Below are 16387 nucleotides of genomic sequence, written 5' to 3'. Positions count from 1 at the left end.
TCGTTTCTCGGTTATTTTTCCCGGTCTTGAAACGTGATCGTCATGACTCCCAGGTCGTGGACTTCGCCTGGGGTGGTTGCCGCGACCTCGATCCTTTCCTTCGCCCGCTGATTTGGCGGGGCCTGGGCAATCGCTCGGTAGGTCAGGCCCGGGGCGAGTCCCTCGATCCGGAACCGACCATCGGCGTCGGTCCGGATCCTTCGGGGGAGGTGCTCGATCGTGCCGTCACCGATCCGCGCCTTGCCGACGACCTCGATTCTCAGCGTGAGATCAACGCGTGGGTTCCCGTCGGCATCGACGACTCGTCCGATGGTGGTGGCCGAGGGTGCCAACCGGATGCGGAGCGGCCCGGCCTCGTTGCCTCGCACGTCGATCCAGCCGGCCAGCTTGCGTCCTTCGTGGAGGAAGACGAGAGTTCGGGGGGACCAGATGATCTTATCGCCATCACCGGAACGGATCTGGCCAGTTTGTCCCTTCTCATCCCAGCTCTTGAGGCCCCTCACAAGGACCGTTGCGTCCTTCTGGGGTTGATAAGACCATCCGCCTAGGTATTCCAGGCCGTACGCCAAAACGCCCTTCAGCGGTTTGCCATCCGGATCGAGGAGGTCTGCCGCGAGCGTCAGTCCAGGTTCGAGCGGGATGTCGTAACGCTTCCGAGGGCCAGGACTCGAGACGTCGATCTCGACGACCGCCCCATAAAACCCCATGAGCTCGGGAATGTACTTTCCTTCGAGCGGTTTTTTGATCTCGGGATCCATTTGGGGAAAACCATTATCGATTGGTTCGACTGAGAGCAAGCCGCGTCCGGGAAGGGCGGCGATCTGGAAGTTCCCATCGGTGCCGGTTAAGGCTACGAAGTCATATCCGTCATTGGGGAGATGACGGAGACCGGGGGCCGCGCCGAGGTTCGGATTGTCGGTCGCAACGTGGTATCGAATCGCGGCCCGCACGGGAGCACCGGTCTTGATGTTGGTGATCCGGCCTTCGAGCAGGGTGCCCCGGACGAGCTCGATGTCGTGTTTGATGGTTCCCAGGCCGGGAGGGTCGTCGAGGGTGGAGCGGGTGGGCAGGTACGGCTCTATGCTGAGGGAGCGGGTGATCAACTCGTTGCCCGACCCGCGAGGCATGCCGTGGATCCGATAACGTCCTTGAGCGTCACTGGTCGAGTTCAGGATGGTGTGGTTGCCTTGCTTGGTGTCGGCAAAGGTGTAGCTACTGACCTTGGCTCCCGCGATCGGCTTACCGGTCTGCTTGTCGCGGACGACTCCTTCAATGGGCCGACTCGGGGAGGCGACGAGCCGAGGCGAAGCACCGTGGTAAGTGATTAAGCGGGAATCGACGAATCTTGGGTCAGTCAGCGTCTGGACTGGGTCGCAGCGGCGGGTTAGCACCTCGACTTCCATGATCCGGATGGTCGGCGCCTCGATCCGGAGTTCCGCAAGCCGCTCACGGCCGATCCCGGTCAACCGAAACCGACCCTGGGAGTCGGTCGTGGTCGAGGGGATCGCCCCGACCGCCCTGTCCGCTAGCGGGAACCGGATGTTGAGGTACTTGTATTGGGCTGCATAAAGCTCGGACTCCTTCGCTTTGATTGCGGCCAGCCAGGGGTCGAGGTTCTCCTTGAGCGATGACCAGAGCGATGTGGTCCGCACCGAAGCACCGGCCACCGGCCGCCCTTCCGTGTCGACCACCTGCCCTTCGATCGGCAGGTCCGCAGCCAGCCGGATCGTGAGGTCGCGGCCGGCGTCTGGCGTTTCGGAATCGGTCATTCCGATCCCAAAGCCCTGGGCCGCGGCCGTCACGCGGGCGTGGCGAGCGTAGATCGGGTCGTCGAACTGCGAGAGATCGACCGCGAACTCGAAGCGGCCGTCCGGTCCCGCGATCGCCTTTGGAGGAGAAGGCGCACGCTCGGTGACCATGTAGAGTTTCGCTCCGGGGAAGGGGTGGCCGTCCGGGGTGACGACTCGTCCCCGGTAATTCAGGACTTCGTCGTCAGGGGCTCGAACCGGGGTTGCGGCCGCTGGAATACGAGCAGGTGGGGTCGTCGCAATCGCCTGGCTCTGTTCGGGCGGTGGATTGTCGGCTTGGCCCAGTCCGGCCGCCAGCGTGGCACTCGCGACGCAGGCCGTCACTCCGACGGTCATTACGAGACTTGCAATCACCTTGATCCGAGCGAGCCGCATGCCCTTCAGCATTCCCGCGGCCAGGGCCGAGATCGTGCCGGTCGCGCCACCGTTCATGGCCAGTTCAGTCGCCGCCCTGATCGCGGCGAGGGGCATGGCCCCCTTGGCCGCACTCGAACCCAGCAAGATTCCGAGCGTGGCACCCGCCTCGGTCAGGCCGCGTCGGGTCAGTCGACCTCGGAGCTGCTCCCTTGCCTTGGCGAGCCGGCAGCGGAGCGTGGGCACCGTCCACTGGAGTTGCTGGGCCGCCTGTTCATAAGTCAATTCCTGGAGGTCGCAGAGCACGATCGGGGCGCGATGCCTGTCCGGCATCCGGTCGATCTCTTCGTGGAGCATGGGGATCCAGTCGCTCCAAGTCTCGTCGCGCTCGGGGCGAACGACGGCCGCCTCTTTCTCGCGACGGACCCGGGTGTCGGCGTTGGCGCGGAGGGCGATCCGATAGGCGACGCGATGGAGCCAGCCCCCCAGGGAGTCGTGGGCCCAGAGCGAGCCGGCCTTGCGGGCAAAGACGAGGAAGGTGGCCTGGAAGGCATCCTCGGCGGCATGTTCGTCCTTGAGGATGGCATGGCAGAGGGCCAGGACCATGGGGCCGTGTCGGGCGACGAGTGCCTCGAACGCCGCCTCATCGCGAGCGGTGACGAACCGGGCGAGGAGCTGGTCGTCGGGCAAGGCGGCGACGGCCCCTTCGTGGAACAGCCGGTGAATTTGCTGCAAGGCGGCGCCCAGTGCCATGCTCGCCATTGGTGATTGCCTCCGGATCGATTGCGTTCATCCACCAGAGATAAGGACCGGGGCCGGCCGATCGTCTCGACTTTCTCAAAAAAAAGGTGAGATTCCGAAGCGTCTCGTTTGCGGCTTGTCTCGATCTACTGGTCTGTCGTGATCGTTCGCTTGCACTTTTCCTGAAATCAGCGATTCCGAGGCGCTTCCGCGATCCCTGGACCCGAGCTTTGGGTTATTCAGGCTCCTCCAGCGATGACGGGACGGCTCGGACGTCGCCCAGGTCGCGGTTTTCGCCCGGTTTGATGATGAGGTCGCGGACGGCCCAGCCTATTCGCTTGGCTCGTTTTCCTTCGACTTCCAGGCTGTAAAGCAGGCCGGGGGCCAGTCCCTCGATCAGGAACCGGCCGTTGCCGTCTGGGACGATCCGCCCTGATGTGCCCGAGCCATTGCCCTGGAGTCGGCCGTGAGGGAGGTCTTTCTTGTGATTCCACGAGAAGACGAGTCGGAGGTCGGTACGGGGCAGGCCGTCGTCGTCGACGAGTCGTCCAGTGACCACGCCCCAGGGGGCCAGCCTGACAACGGGAGGGGGCGTCTCGTCCTCGCGGACCATGAGCCAGCCGGCCAGCTTCTTTTCGGCGTGGATGAACTGAAGGAATCGCGGCTTGCCGGGCCGCAGGCTGGACATTGTGAACTGGTCGGTCTTCAGAGGCGTGTGTTCCCAGTATTGCGCTTCATGGAGTCCGCTGATGAGGGCTCCCGGGAGAGGTTTGCCATCGGGATCGAGAACTGTGCCGCTCAGGTTTCGGCCACGGTCGAACACGAGGTCAACGGCCGCCGACTCGGCCCCCGGCGCTGGGGCGATCAGGGTGATTGCGTTGAAATTCGACGGTATGGCGTTGTAAGGGTGGGTGTCAAGGATGCCGTTGCCATCGTTGTCGGTTCCCAGGTCCAGCAGGTACTCATCCTCCAGAGCCTGTGCGGCGATCGCGCCCGATCCGGGCAGGGCGATGATCCGGAAGGTGCCGTCATCGTCGTTCAGGCTGCCCCCTAGATCGTGGGACCAGCGAAAGCCGGGCGCCTCGTCCAGATGGGGGTTGTCAGCGAAGACGAAGTACTCGACGCGTGCCTTGACCGGGCGGCCCGTCCGCTTGTCGGTGATCCGGCCGGTCACGCGAACTCCTCGCGTCAGCTCGATGTCGAGTTGCGCCGACTCGGCCCCGGCTTGTCCGCCAATGGTCTCAAGCGAGCGGAGGAAGGGCTGGCCGGAGCCAGGCAGGACGAGGACCTTCCCCTCCCGGCCCTTGGGCAGCCCTGTCAGGCGGTAGCGGCCCTGTTCGTCGGTTGTCGTTCGGACGTGATCGATCGGGTTGCTGCTGCCGTCGAGTTCCTCCTCGGCTTGAATGGTGACGCCGACCAGCGGTCGTCCGGTCCCCTTGTCGCGAACGGTTCCCTCGACCGGACGAGAGGGGCCGGCGACATGCTCGAACCGGTTCCCAACGTAGGTGACGTCCGCGGTGGCTCCCGGGCTGCGATAGCTCGGGACGCGGATTGTTTCCGCGCCCTTGGTCATGGCGTTGATGACAAATGACTCGATGGTTGGCCCTTCGATGACAAGGGTGGCGAGGCGCTCGCGGCCGATGCCGGTGATCCGAAATCGGCCGTCACTGTCGCTCACGACCGGTGCCACGATCGGCGACTCTTCCGGACGATACCAGTACCCGGGGAGGAAGTCTCGCTCCACGTCGAAGCCGGACTTCCGGGTCTTGAGGGCGTCAAGCCAGGGAGATAGGTCATCACTTGCCGGTGTTTTCACGGCGAGCACCCGAACCGAGGCGCCGGCAACCGGCCGCCCTTGCAGGTCGATGAGCCGCCCCGCGATGGGAACGTCGTCCGTGACCAGGCGAAGAGTCAGCGCTTCGTCCCCGGTGGGGCCGTGTCCAAGGGCGAGCCCAAGTCCGTCGGCCACGGCGATGACTGAGACATCACTCCAGGGTTCAGCATCGAAGTAGGAATTGAACTCCGCCCTGGGAACCTCGAATCGGAACCGGCCCGCCGCGTCGCTCGCTGCGCGGACGCTCGGGCTTGGGCGAGGGCTGGTCTCCCTCCCTTTCTGGAAGAGATAGAGCCGGGCGCCTTCGCGAGGGCGGCCGTCAGGGTCGAGTACGCGACCGTGGAAGACGATCGAGCCGGTCTGATCGGGCCGAGGCGTCGCCGGGGGCACTTCCGCCAATGGGACCGACGCTGGCGAACGGACGTTCTTTTCGTTTTTCTGGACGCTGCTTTCGTCCCTGTTGTCGCGAATAGCTATTGCGCCGTAGGCGGCGAGTGCCGTGATTGTCAGGGCTGTCGCCGCGACCATTTTGAGCTTTGTCAGGGACATGGCTTTGAGCACGGCCGCCACGAGCGTGGCCGCCGAGGTTGTGCCGAGGCCGTTGGTCGCGGCAGTCGACGCGGCCTGAGTCGTCGCAGTGACCCACGTTTCCGGTACGGCCCCTCGCGCCGATCCGCCGAACAGGACCGTGGCGGGTGCCAGGCCGCGCCGGGTCAATCGGGATCGCAGAAGCCGTCGGGCTTTGGCCAGGCGCGAACGGACCATGCCCTCGGTCCAGCGCAGTTGGCTGGCCGCCTCGTCTCGGGTCAGCCCTTGCAAGTCGCAGAGGACGATGGGCATCCGGTACTTCTCGGGCAGCCGATCGACCTCGGTATGGAGCGCCGGGCGAAGGTCGTCCCAGGCTGCGGCCGGGCTCGCCGTTGCGGCCGCGATGGCGCCGGCTTTTCGCTCCTTGGTCCGCCTCCTGGCGGCCTCGGCGTTGGCCTCGATCGCGACCCGGCGGGCGACCCGATGGAGCCAACCGCCCAGCGAGTCGCCTGCTCGGATCGACCCGGCCTTGCGGACCAAGATCAGGAAGGCCGCCTGGAACGCGTCTTCGGCGTCGTGCCGGTCTTTCAAGACGGCCTGGCACGTGTCCAGAACCATCGGCCCGTGCCGTTCCACCAGGGTCGCGAAGGCCGACTCGTCGCGGTGGTCGAGGAACCGCTCGAGAAGTTGGCCGTCGGCCAGTCCCGTGGAGGTGCCTTCGCCGAAGAGTCGGTGGATCTGTCGCAGGGCGTCGCCGAGTTGTGCGCTGGCCATGTCACGATGTCCTTATTGGGTTGGCATCATCACCCCTATTGAGGGACGATCGCGACCGAGCGGCACCGATTTCTGGGAGAATCGCCGGTCGTTCCTGACTGAGCCGCCAGCGAACCCGGGAGCCAGGCGCCGGGGTTCATTGGAGCTTCGCGGCCGGAACTTGGCAATCCTCCCGGGGAAGGCGATGGCTCGGAATTCTCGAAGCCGGGCCTTGACGTGAGCGGTCGCCCGGAATCGACTCATGGGAGCGGAATCTTCGCGATCGTCCCAAAGAACGTCCCTGCCGGTGCGAAGAACCTGGAACTGTCGCTTGAACGTGTCCGCCCCTGAACTCAAGACCCTGGCCGGCCATCAATCATGAAGATCCCCTTGACCTGCCCAGCCTGTGGCGCGACGAGTACTGTCGATGCCGCCTTCTCCGGCAGGCAAGGCCGTTGCAAGCAGTGTAACCACCGGTTCATGATCCCGAAGTCAGGCGAGTCGCACCCTGAGACCTACACCCTGGACGAGCCGGCCGAGGCGCCGGTCGATGCGGCTGAGATCGGTCTGGAACCCACCTCGACCTTCATTCGGGCGCGGGGCGACGAGCCGTCGGCGTTCACCACGCGCCGCAAGCGGCGGCCGATCGAGCCCGCGGCAAGTCCGAGGCCCCGCCGTGATCGTGAGCGCGAGCCCGGTTTTGCCTGGGGAAAGTGGCTGAGTCGGGTAGGGGGGAGCACCGTGCTCGTCCTCGCCGCGATCGCCTTGCTTGCGCCGCGCGGGCCGATCCTCGTCGGATTTGTGCTGTTAGCGCTCGGCTCGCTCATGATCGTGCTCGGTTTCGGGGCCGGGGCCTATGGCGCGTTCCGCGAAGATATGCTCTACGGCATGCTCTACCTCGCCATCCCGCTCTACACCGCTTATTACATCGTCACTCGCTGGGACGACCTCTGGATCTGGTTCGCCTGCTCGACGGCGGGGGTTGGCCTGATCATGCTCGGAACCGAGCTGCTCCGGTGGAATGGCGTGATCCCGTGATCAGGATGCAACCTCGGGCTCGTGAGGGGCAGGAAAATTTGGCCTGGCTTCGGCGGCCATTCCTTCACTTGGTGATTTCTGAAATCAATACGTCGACCGCCGTTCTTAAATCGGGTCCCCGGGTGTCGGGGTATCGGATCACGCCTTGGGCGTCGAGAACATAGATTGTGGGAAATCGCTGGACGTTCCAGACATTGCAAATCGGGCCGCCGGTCCCTCCATCCCACCAACAGCGCCAGGTGATTTCCCTGGACTGGATCGACGCCCGGAGCGTTTCGACGTGTGCATCGGTACTGACACTTAACATGGTGAATGCTTCGCCGTCCATGCGCTCGACCAGTTCACGCTCCTCCGGATACATGACCTTGCAGGGCCCGCACCAAATCCCCGCGAAAGTCAATAGGACGACTCGGCCCTTGAAGTCACTCAGCTTGAATCGTTTCCCGTCCGCGTCACGCCCTTCTGTCTCTGGCGCCGTCACGCCGATGCCATGGGTGTGAATATCCGCGAGTATCTCCCTCGCCGTGTCGGCTATCAGCCTGCCGTCTTGCTGGACGTCGCCGTACTCAGCAATCGCGCGATTCAGGAACATTTCGGCTTCCGTTTGCATGGCGATCGCTCGCTTCGAACCGGATTCTTTTGCGGTTCGCGACGGCCTGTTGCCGACAAACAGAAGGTGTTGGCTCAATCCGATGCATGCGGCCGCCCTGACTTGACGGTGGGGGTTTCGCTCGAGAATGCGCCGGAGCAACACCCCGTTCTCCTGGGTGGTCGAGAACCCGATGGCTTGGCAAAGCGGACCGATGGCATCGCTCGTGACATGATGGCTGGCGATGATCTCAACAGCCTTCGGATCGGGATCAAACGGAGTGTGAGTCAAGATCCAATTCGCCGCCTTGGCCGCGATTGGACTCGCTGGGTCCCGCTCAGCGATCGCGAGGAAACCGGCGATGAATCGTTTCTCGTCGGGTCGCTTCTCGGCAATCGCCCGAGCGGACTCCGCTTCGGTTTTCGCCTTTCGAAACGCGGCGACGTATTCACGACGCCCGTTCTCAAATGCTTGAACTAAGGCCTGATACTCCTCCTCATCAACGCGGTCGTCCGCGCCATCGGTTGCGGAACTAAGATTCAACAGCCCCGCGTAGAGAATTGCATGAAAAATGATCAATGATTTGCCTCGCAAATGCGTCGGTGGCATCATCGAGCCTGAACCTATCGTATGACAGTTGTCGTATGAAGTCCACAGTCATTCGCGTCTGGAGTCGAGATCGGCTCGCCCCGCTTGAGACCGCCGGATTGACTCGCGACTGCGGGGCGCGGCAGACTGAGCATGCATTTCTGTGTGGATTCCCCACATTTCCTTGAGGGGGGTTGCGATGCGCTTGGCACTCGCCCTGATCATGCTCGCCGGATTCGTGGCTCCTGCCGCCGCCTGCCTCAACGACCGCGAGCTCCCGCAGCACGAACGCGAGTTTCGGTCGAATTATGGTGAACCGACCAGTCCGACACCGGCGCCGCCGAAAAGTCTCGATCTCGCGGGTTTTCCCGCCCATCCGATGCTCCTTGGAACCGGCGCGGCACTTCTGACCGGGGCCTTTTTTGTCACGATGGGCAACAGACGTGCGAGGACATGATTGATGAGAGCCTGGCTCTGGCGGCTCATTCGGACGGGGATCGTCGCTCTGGTCGGTTACGCCATCGGCTGGGTTGGCGGGGTGATGGGATCCCTCAGGCCGAACCCAGAGGCCTTTGCGTTTCTGGCCGAACGCACGCCGCTTCCGCACCATGTCCCGGAACATCCCGGCGGATTGTCGTTCCGATTCGCCATGGCGCACGATGTCATCCATGAGCGTTTCGCCAAGCATGGACTGGCGCACTACCGCGAACGTGACCGGCTGGATCGCCTGAAACTGGCCTCGCTGCCGCTTGAGGATCCCGCGCGGTTTGCGCTGGCCGACGACATCGGAGTCGGTCTGGAACGCCTGGGACGGTCCACGGAGGCGGTCTCGATCTTGCGTGACAAGCTTGAAGACCAGCAGAAACGGGGGGTCACCGGCCGTGCACTTTACACATCGTATGCGAACCTCGGCACCTTTCTGATTCATGGCAGTTTCAAGTCCGCTCTTGCCGGAGATCCCGCCGCCAAGGACCAGTTCCGCGAGGGGGTCGCGTTCGTTCGCAAGTCGGTGGAAGTGAACCCGGAAGCCCATTTCGGTCGGGAACGTTGGCAGGCGGCCATCGCCGAATACCTGCTCGCGGTGATGGCCGACCCCGGTTTGCTCAAGACCCACGACTGTCTCGGCAACCGGCTCGACCTGGGGATCGAGGCGATCCTCGACCGGGAGGCGAACTGGGTGAACATCGGCTACGGCCGTCCGACCGACCCGGCGTTCGGCCAGGGGAAGGCGGAGCGCGAAGTCCCGGAGTTCTTCCGGCCCGGTCTCCCGCTCGACGACCCGCAGCGGTGGGCGAAGCTCAGCCCGATCCGACGCCATATCACCAAGGTGGGGGCCGAGGAGGGATGGGACGCCGTGCCCGTTCCCTCGCACCGCGCTCCCGTGGCGTTCGACGAACCGGTCCTCGGGATCATCGGGATGTGGCGTCAAGGGGGGGGAGCGAGCCCCTATTTCGCCCTCGCCCTGGGCGAGACGATGCTGAGGGTCGGGCAGCGGTCCATCGCCTGGGCCGCTTACGAACGGGCATCGCGGTTGTCGAGTCGGTTCTGGCCCGACCCTGCGCTCCAGCAGTTCCTCCGTGACCACTGCCGCAAGCGACAGGCTCAGATCGAGCAGACGCTGTCGTACAAGCCTTCCACTTCCCCATCAACGTCTTCCGTCCGGTCGACGGCCTGGCAGCAGGTCAGTCCCCCGCATGCCGGTGACACCGCCGCGGACTTGCGGGCCCGTTTCGACGCGGAGTTGAACTTCGGCGAGGCCTATCAGCGGCGATACCAGCAATACGAGGAGTCGAAGATCGCGGCGGGAGTCTCGATCCTCGATGAACACTTCTTTGATGACTTCCCGCCGGGTCGTGTTCCGATCGCCTCGCCGGTGGGACCGGAAGAGTGGTACGTGGGGGTGCCGACGGCGCGGATCGAGGCCTACGGTCGCCAGCGGGGCCAGGTCTGGGGCCTGCTCGGCGCTGGTCTCGCGGCGATGGGGACAGCGCTCATTTTGCGGCGTCAGTCGGGCTCGCGAGCGGACTTCTTGAACCGAGCCGCGCAGCGCAGGAAGCGGTCCCAGATTGACGTTCAATGATGCCTTCTTGAACCGAGCCGCGCGGCGCAGAAAAAAAAAGCCGGGGGCGCGAACCTTTACGTCGTTGGTCTGTCTTCGGAGTTCGTTCGGGCGATCGTTAAACCCGTTTTTTTCAACGACCCGCCATGGAGCGAGGAATTACCCTCGTTCCCACGGTCCCCCGTGGGAATGCCGTCCCCGACGCTCCGCGTCGTCTGGTCTTCGAACGCCGAGGACGCAGATCGTCCCAGACTTCATTCCCACGGGGGACCGACCGTGGGAACGTGTCACGAGCGGCTTTCTCGCCCTTGGATCGGGTCGTTGTTATATTTCGGCTTGCGGTCAGGCGTCGGCGGTGGGTTCGGAGTTCTTGGCGCAGGGCTTCACACCGAGCTCGACCAGGGCGATGGCTTGGCGGAGGAAGGACTCATCGTCGATCGTTCCCTGGAACCGCTCGGCGAAGTGACCGCGATTTTCGACCCAGAAGTAGATCAGGCCGAGGATCATCAGGCTGAGGGCGGCCGGGTCGAGATCGGTCCGGATCAGATGCCGACGCTGGGCGGCCTTGATCCGGCTGCGGAGGGTGTCGAACAAGTCGGGTTCGCCGGGCCAGACCTTGATGTCGCCTTCGAGGCGGGCCCAGGCGCAGAGCCGGAACATGACCTCGTTCTCGCTGAGGTAGGTCATGAGCCGGCGCATCTCGGCCCGTACGCTCAAGGGCCGGTTCGTGGCGCGGGCGGCGACCGGGAACCGCCGGGCGTAGCCTTCGACCATGTGGCGCTTGACCGCCACGTAGAGGTCGTCCTTGCTGCCGAAATGATGATGGATCAAGGGATGCGAAATCCCGGAGGCCGCCGAGATGTCACGCATCGACGTGGCGGCGAATCCGCGCTCGGCGAAAAGCCGGCTCGCGGCGTCGATCACGGTGGCCCGTGTACTCTCCGCATCGCGGCCACGATGGCCCTCATCCGTCATCGTTTGGTGTCCCCTTGTTGACCGTTTGGTCAAGCGTATCCCGGGCCGCGGGTCCCGTCAATCGGACGCGGACAAACCGAGGTTATTCGGTTTGACTGGAATTATGGGGGGCCTGGTAACCCCCTTGACGATTTTGTCGATCAACCTAGAATATTGACCATTCGGTCAATACTATTGACCGCTTGGTCAAAAGGGTCGTCGGGAGTCAGATTGATGGTATCGAGGCCTGCATCAGCATCGGGGACGACACCCGCGACCCGCTCTTGGGGGGCGGCCGGGCTGCTCATCGGCCTGATCACAATAGGCTGTGAGCAGAAGAATACGTACGTCGAGCCGCCGCCGCCGGAAGTGACGGTCGCCACACCGGTGACGCAGGACGTGATGAATTACTTCGAGGCGACGGGCACGGCCCAGCCGGTGATGTCGGTCGACATCCGCGCCCGGGTCAAAGGCTTTCTCAAGGAGCGGCACTTCAAGGAAGGGGCGATCGTCAAGGAGGGGGAACTCCTCATGGTGATCGATGAGGAACCGTTCCGCCTCGCTTTGGATCAGGCCAAGACCCGGCTGGCCGAAGCCGAAGCCAACTTCACCAAGGCCAAGCAGTCGCGGGCCCGTGAAGTCGCCAAGGCGCAACTGGCGCTCGACGAGTCGCAACTTCAACTGGCACGCGTCGCCGAAACTCGCCAGCGGAACCTCTCGGGACGTGGGGCAGGGTCGCGTGAGGAGATGGACCAGGCCGAGGCGAACCGCAAGAAGAACGAGGCGCAGGTCGAGTCGGACCGCGCCAGCTTCGATCAGGCGGAAGCGGACTACGAAACCAATCTCCTCGTCTCGGAAGCCAACGTCGGCGCGGCCAAGACCGCGGTCCGCACGGCCGAGATCGAGCTGAGCTACTGCCGGATGACCTCGCCGGTCGATGGCCGGATCAGCCGGGTCAACTATCACGTGGGCAACCTGGTGGGGGACGGCCAGGCGTCGCTCCTGGCCACGATCGTCAAGATCGACCCGATCTATGCTTATGTCAATGTGAACGAGCTCGACCTGCTCCGGTCGAAGAACCGCATGGGCGCGCAGGCCGATAGCCAGGAGCCGATCGAGCTCGGGTTGGCCAACGAGAAGGGCTACCCGCATCGGGGCAAGATTGACTACCAGGATCCCGGAGTCGACCCGGGCACGGGGACGATCCGGGTGCGCGGCGTTTTTGCCAATCCGGACGGGGACATTCTGCCGGGCCTGTTCGTGCGGGTCCGGGTGCCGACCGACCAGCAGAAGGAGGCCTTGCTCGTCCCCGAACGGGCGCTGGGGACCGACCAGTCGGGGCAGTACCTGCTGGTGGTGGGCGCGGATGACGTGGTCGAGTATCGCGCGGTCAAGGCCGGTGCCCAGGTTGACGACCTCCGCGTGGTCGAGGGGAAAATCAATCCCAAGGACCGCGTGATCGTTGATGGTTTGCTTCGGGCTCGCCCCAAGGCGAAAGTGAAGCCGATGTCCGCGCCGGAAGCCGGCAAGTCAGTCGCCGTTGCCGAGGATGCCCCCCGCTCCTGAGGATTCTTAAGTTATCATGTCCCGCTTTTTTATTGATCGCCCGATCTTCGCCAACGTGATCGCCATCCTGACGATGCTCGTCGGCATCGTTACGCTCTACGGGCTGCCGATCGAGCAGTATCCCGAAATCACGCCGCCGACGGTCATGGTCGCGACGGTCTATCCGGGCGCCGACGCCAGGGTGCTGGCCGACACGGTGGCGTCTCCTGTCGAGCAGGAGGTCAACGGGGTGCAGGGCATGCTCTACATGTCCTCCACCTGCTCCAGCGACGGCTCGTACCAGTTGACGGTGACCTTCGAGGTCGGCACCGACCTCGACGAGGCGCAGGTGCTCGTGCAGAACCGGTTGGCCGTGGCGCTGCCAAGGTTGCCGCAGGAGGTCCAGAGGCAGGGGGTCACCGCCAAGAAGCAGTCGACGAACATCATCATGGCGGTCTCCTTGATCTCCCCCAACGACCGCTATAACGAACTCTACCTGAGCAATTACGCCTCGCTCCGGATCAAGGATGAACTGAGCCGGATCTACGGGGTCGGCGAGGTCATGGTCATCGGCAGCAGCAACTACGGGATGCGAATCTGGCTCGACCCCGAGAAGCTCAAGGCCCGCAACCTGACGACCGAGGACGTCTTGCTGGCGATCCGCGAGCAGAACGTCCAGGTGGCGGCCGGCCAGGTCGGCCAATATCCCTCGGCCAAAAACCAGGGGTTCCAGTACAACGTCACGACCCTGGGCCGCTTGAGCGATCCCGAGCAGTTCGCCGACATCATCGTCAAGGCGGACGACAGTAGCTTCGCCAACGTCGACGATAGCAGCGGCGGCTCTGCCCGGCTAACCCGAGTGAAGGACGTGGCCCGGGTCGAGCTCGGCTCGCAGGTCTACAACCAGTGGTGCGAGATCAGCGGCAAGCCGGCGGGAACCCTGCTCGTCTTCCAGCTTCCAGGCGCCAATGCCCTCGACGTCGCCAAGAAGGTCGAGGTCGCCATGAAAGGGCTCAGGCCGTCGTTCCCCGACGGCTTGGATTATATCATTCCGTTCAATACGACCATCTTCGTTAATGAGTCGATCTCTGAGGTTTACAAGACCCTTTTCGAGGCGGGCGTGCTCGTCTTGATCGTCATCCTGGTGTTCCTCCAGGACTGGCGGGCGGTCCTGATCCCCGCGACGACCGTGCCGGTCACGATCATCGGCGCGTTCGCGGCCATGGGGATGCTCGGGTTCTCGGTCAACATGCTGACCCTCTTCGGCCTGGTCTTGGCCATCGGCATCGTCGTCGACGACGCGATCGTGATCGTCGAGAACGCCGTCCACCACATCGATCGCGGCGGGCTCCCCCCCAGGGAAGCGACGATCAAGGCGATGGACGAGGTGATCGGGCCGGTCATCGGGATCACGCTCGTGTTGATGGCCGTGTTCTTGCCGACCGCCTTCCTCGGCGGGATCACCGGCCAGCTCTATCGCCAGTTCGCCCTGACCATCGCCGCCACCGCGGTCATCAGCGCCATCAACGCCGTGACCCTCAAGCCGGCGCAGTGCGCGGTCTATCTCCGGCCGACCAGGGAGAAGAAGAACTTCTTCTACCGCGGCTTCAACGCGATTTATGACCGTTGCGAGGCGATCTATACCGCGATCATTCGCCGGCTCGTCCGGCACGTCGCGCCGATGATGCTGCTCTTCGTCATTCTCGTCGGGTTCACCGGCTGGTGGTTCACCAAGTTGCCGACCGGGTTCCTCCCGACTGAAGACCAAGGGTATGCGATCGTCGGGGTTCAGTTGCCCGACGCCTCCTCCCAGATTCGGACGCGGACGGTGGTGGACAAGGTGAGCGCCATCCTCCGGAAGACCCCTGGGATCCAGGGCTGGTTCCTGATCGGCGGGCAGTCGATCCTCGACGGGGCGATCGCGTCCAACGCCGCGGCGATTTACATCACGTATACGCCCTGGGAAGAGCGTGAGGGGAAGCCCGGTCAGAGCCAGGATGAGATCCTCGGCAACTTCATGGGCCAGGTCCAGCAAGTTCGTGAGGCGATGGTTTTCGCCTTCCCGCCGCCCGCCATTCAAGGGCTCGGCGTCTCGGGCGGATTCCAGATGCAGGTCGAAGACCGCGCGGGGGTTGGCCTCTCCGAGCTCCAGCAGGTGCTCGACGAGATGCTCGCCAGCGGGAACGGGCAGACTGGCCTGGCCGGCTTGCGGAGCACGTTCCGCTCGGGCGTCCCGATGATCTATGCCGACGTCGACCGGGTGAAGGCGAAGAGCCTCGGCGTTCCGCTCGAGACGATCTTCGGCACACTTCAAACGGCGCTTGGATCGGCCTATGTCAACGACTTCAATCGATTCGGCCGCACGTATCAGGTCCGGGTTCAGGCCGACCAGCGGTTCCGGGTCGAGGCGGAGGACATCCGCCGGCTCGAGGTTCGCGATAAGCAAGGGCAGATGGTTCCGCTCGGCACGCTCGTCAAGGTGGAGAAACGGCTCGGCCCGCAAATCATCCCGCGGTACAACCTCTACCCCTCAGCCTCGATCTCAGGAGCGGCGGCCCCTGGTTACAGCTCGGGTCAGGCCATGAAGCTCATGGAGGAGATGGCAGCTCGCAAGCTCCCCGCCTCGATGGGATACGACTGGACCGCGATGTCGTACCAGGAGAAGAAAGTCGGCTCGCAGTCGATCTACGTCTTCGCCCTGGCCGTCTTGATGGTCTATCTCGTCCTGGCCGCCCAATACGAAAGTTGGCTGATGCCCGCGGCGGTCATCCTCGTGGTGCCGCTGGCGCTCCTGGGCACGGTGATCGCCGTGGCGGTTCGGGGGATGGATAACAATATCTACACCCAGATCGGCATTGTCTTGATCATCGCCCTGGCGAGCAAGAACGCGATCCTCATCGTGGAGTTCGCTCGCGAGTTGCGATCTCACGGCCGATCGATCATCGACGCGGCGATCGAGGCCTCTCGGCTCCGGTTCCGGCCGATTTTGATGACCTCGTTCGCGTTCATCCTGGGGATTTATCCCTTGGTCAACGCGACGGGCGCCGGGGCGGCCAGCCGGCGGTCGCTGGGCACGGCCGTCTTCGGCGGCATGATCGCGGCCACGGTTTTGGCCGTCTTCTTCGTCCCCGTCTTCTACGTCCTCATGCAGGGCCTCAGCGAGTGGCGTCGCCCGCTGAAAACGGCGCCGACTCCCGACGGGTCGGAGCAAGCCCCGGGCCATTCTCATGGGGACCACCCGACGACCGCCGTCAATGGCAACGGCAACGGGGAGAATGGCGACTCCGGCTCGTTGAGCGGTGGAGACCACGCCTTGCCCGACGCGACTCATTGATCGATCGAAGAGAGTCGCACCGACAGTAGCACGGCCGGTCCGGCCGTTGGGGATTCACCCCGGCGGCCGGGCCGGCCGTATGTCGTTGGGATTCACGCTACGCAGTTGGTCGCATTTATCGCTGATTTTCTGGGTGGCCGCGGTTGCTTGCAATTATCCCTTTCGGCTTTGTCTAAGGGTATTCCAGGCAGGGCTTTAAGGCGATCTCACAAAAGTAATCCAGTGACTCGCAGCATACGGCTCGAACGAAACGAGCCCGGCC

9 protein-coding genes are annotated in these 16387 nt (G+C 64.0%); 5 read left to right on the top strand and 4 right to left on the bottom strand.

Going from position 1 to position 16387, the window contains the following annotated elements; genetic code table 11:
• Positions 1–11 precede the first annotated feature (11 nt).
• Positions 12–2924, bottom strand: coding sequence for a sigma-70 family RNA polymerase sigma factor (locus BUS42_RS16825; protein ID WP_074308103.1), 2913 nt, complete (start codon positions 2922–2924; stop codon positions 12–14).
• Between the two features lie 214 nt (positions 2925–3138).
• On the bottom strand, positions 3139–6039 hold the full coding sequence (locus tag BUS42_RS16820; protein WP_074308101.1) for a sigma-70 family RNA polymerase sigma factor: 2901 nt from the start codon (positions 6037–6039) through the stop codon (positions 3139–3141).
• 357 nt (positions 6040–6396) lie between these two features.
• Here BUS42_RS16820 and BUS42_RS16810 point away from each other — a divergent pair, with 357 nt between their 5' ends.
• Positions 6397–7056, top strand: a complete 660-nt coding sequence (locus BUS42_RS16810; RefSeq protein WP_074308097.1) for a zinc ribbon domain-containing protein — start codon at positions 6397–6399, stop codon at positions 7054–7056.
• A gap of 64 nt (positions 7057–7120) precedes the next feature.
• Here the strand turns inward: BUS42_RS16810 and BUS42_RS16805 are convergent, their stop codons facing one another.
• Positions 7121–8257, bottom strand: a complete 1137-nt coding sequence (locus BUS42_RS16805; protein WP_074308095.1) for a TlpA family protein disulfide reductase — start codon at positions 8255–8257, stop codon at positions 7121–7123.
• A 175-nt stretch (positions 8258–8432) separates the two neighbouring features.
• On the opposite strand from BUS42_RS16805, the gene BUS42_RS16800 reads away from it, so the two are divergent.
• Both BUS42_RS16800 and BUS42_RS16795 read left to right on the top strand, forming a co-directional pair.
• A complete protein-coding gene (locus BUS42_RS16800) occupies positions 8433–8690 on the top strand; it encodes a hypothetical protein (protein WP_074308093.1) in 258 nt (85 codons plus the stop codon).
• A 3-nt stretch (positions 8691–8693) separates the two neighbouring features.
• On the top strand, positions 8694–10313 hold the full coding sequence (locus BUS42_RS16795) for a hypothetical protein (RefSeq protein WP_074308091.1): 1620 nt from the start codon (positions 8694–8696) through the stop codon (positions 10311–10313).
• Positions 10314–10634: 321 nt separating this feature from the next.
• On the opposite strand, the gene BUS42_RS16790 is transcribed toward BUS42_RS16795, so the two are convergent.
• Entirely contained in the window at positions 10635–11267 is a 633-nt protein-coding gene (locus tag BUS42_RS16790) for a TetR/AcrR family transcriptional regulator (RefSeq protein WP_074308089.1), read from the bottom strand.
• Between the two features lie 213 nt (positions 11268–11480).
• Between BUS42_RS16790 and BUS42_RS16785 the strand changes: the two genes are divergently transcribed.
• Both BUS42_RS16785 and BUS42_RS16780 read left to right on the top strand, forming a co-directional pair.
• On the top strand, positions 11481–12812 hold the full coding sequence (locus BUS42_RS16785; RefSeq protein ID WP_074308087.1) for an efflux RND transporter periplasmic adaptor subunit: 1332 nt from the start codon (positions 11481–11483) through the stop codon (positions 12810–12812).
• Positions 12813–12828: 16 nt separating this feature from the next.
• Positions 12829–16125, top strand: coding sequence for an efflux RND transporter permease subunit (locus tag BUS42_RS16780; protein ID WP_074308085.1), 3297 nt, complete (start codon positions 12829–12831; stop codon positions 16123–16125).
• Positions 16126–16387: the final 262 nt, after the last annotated feature.

Origin of the sequence: Singulisphaera sp. GP187 (assembly GCF_900129635.1) — a bacterium.
Lineage (GTDB): Bacteria > Planctomycetota > Planctomycetia > Isosphaerales > Isosphaeraceae > Singulisphaera.
This window is presented reverse-complemented; position numbering and strand designations above follow the sequence as displayed.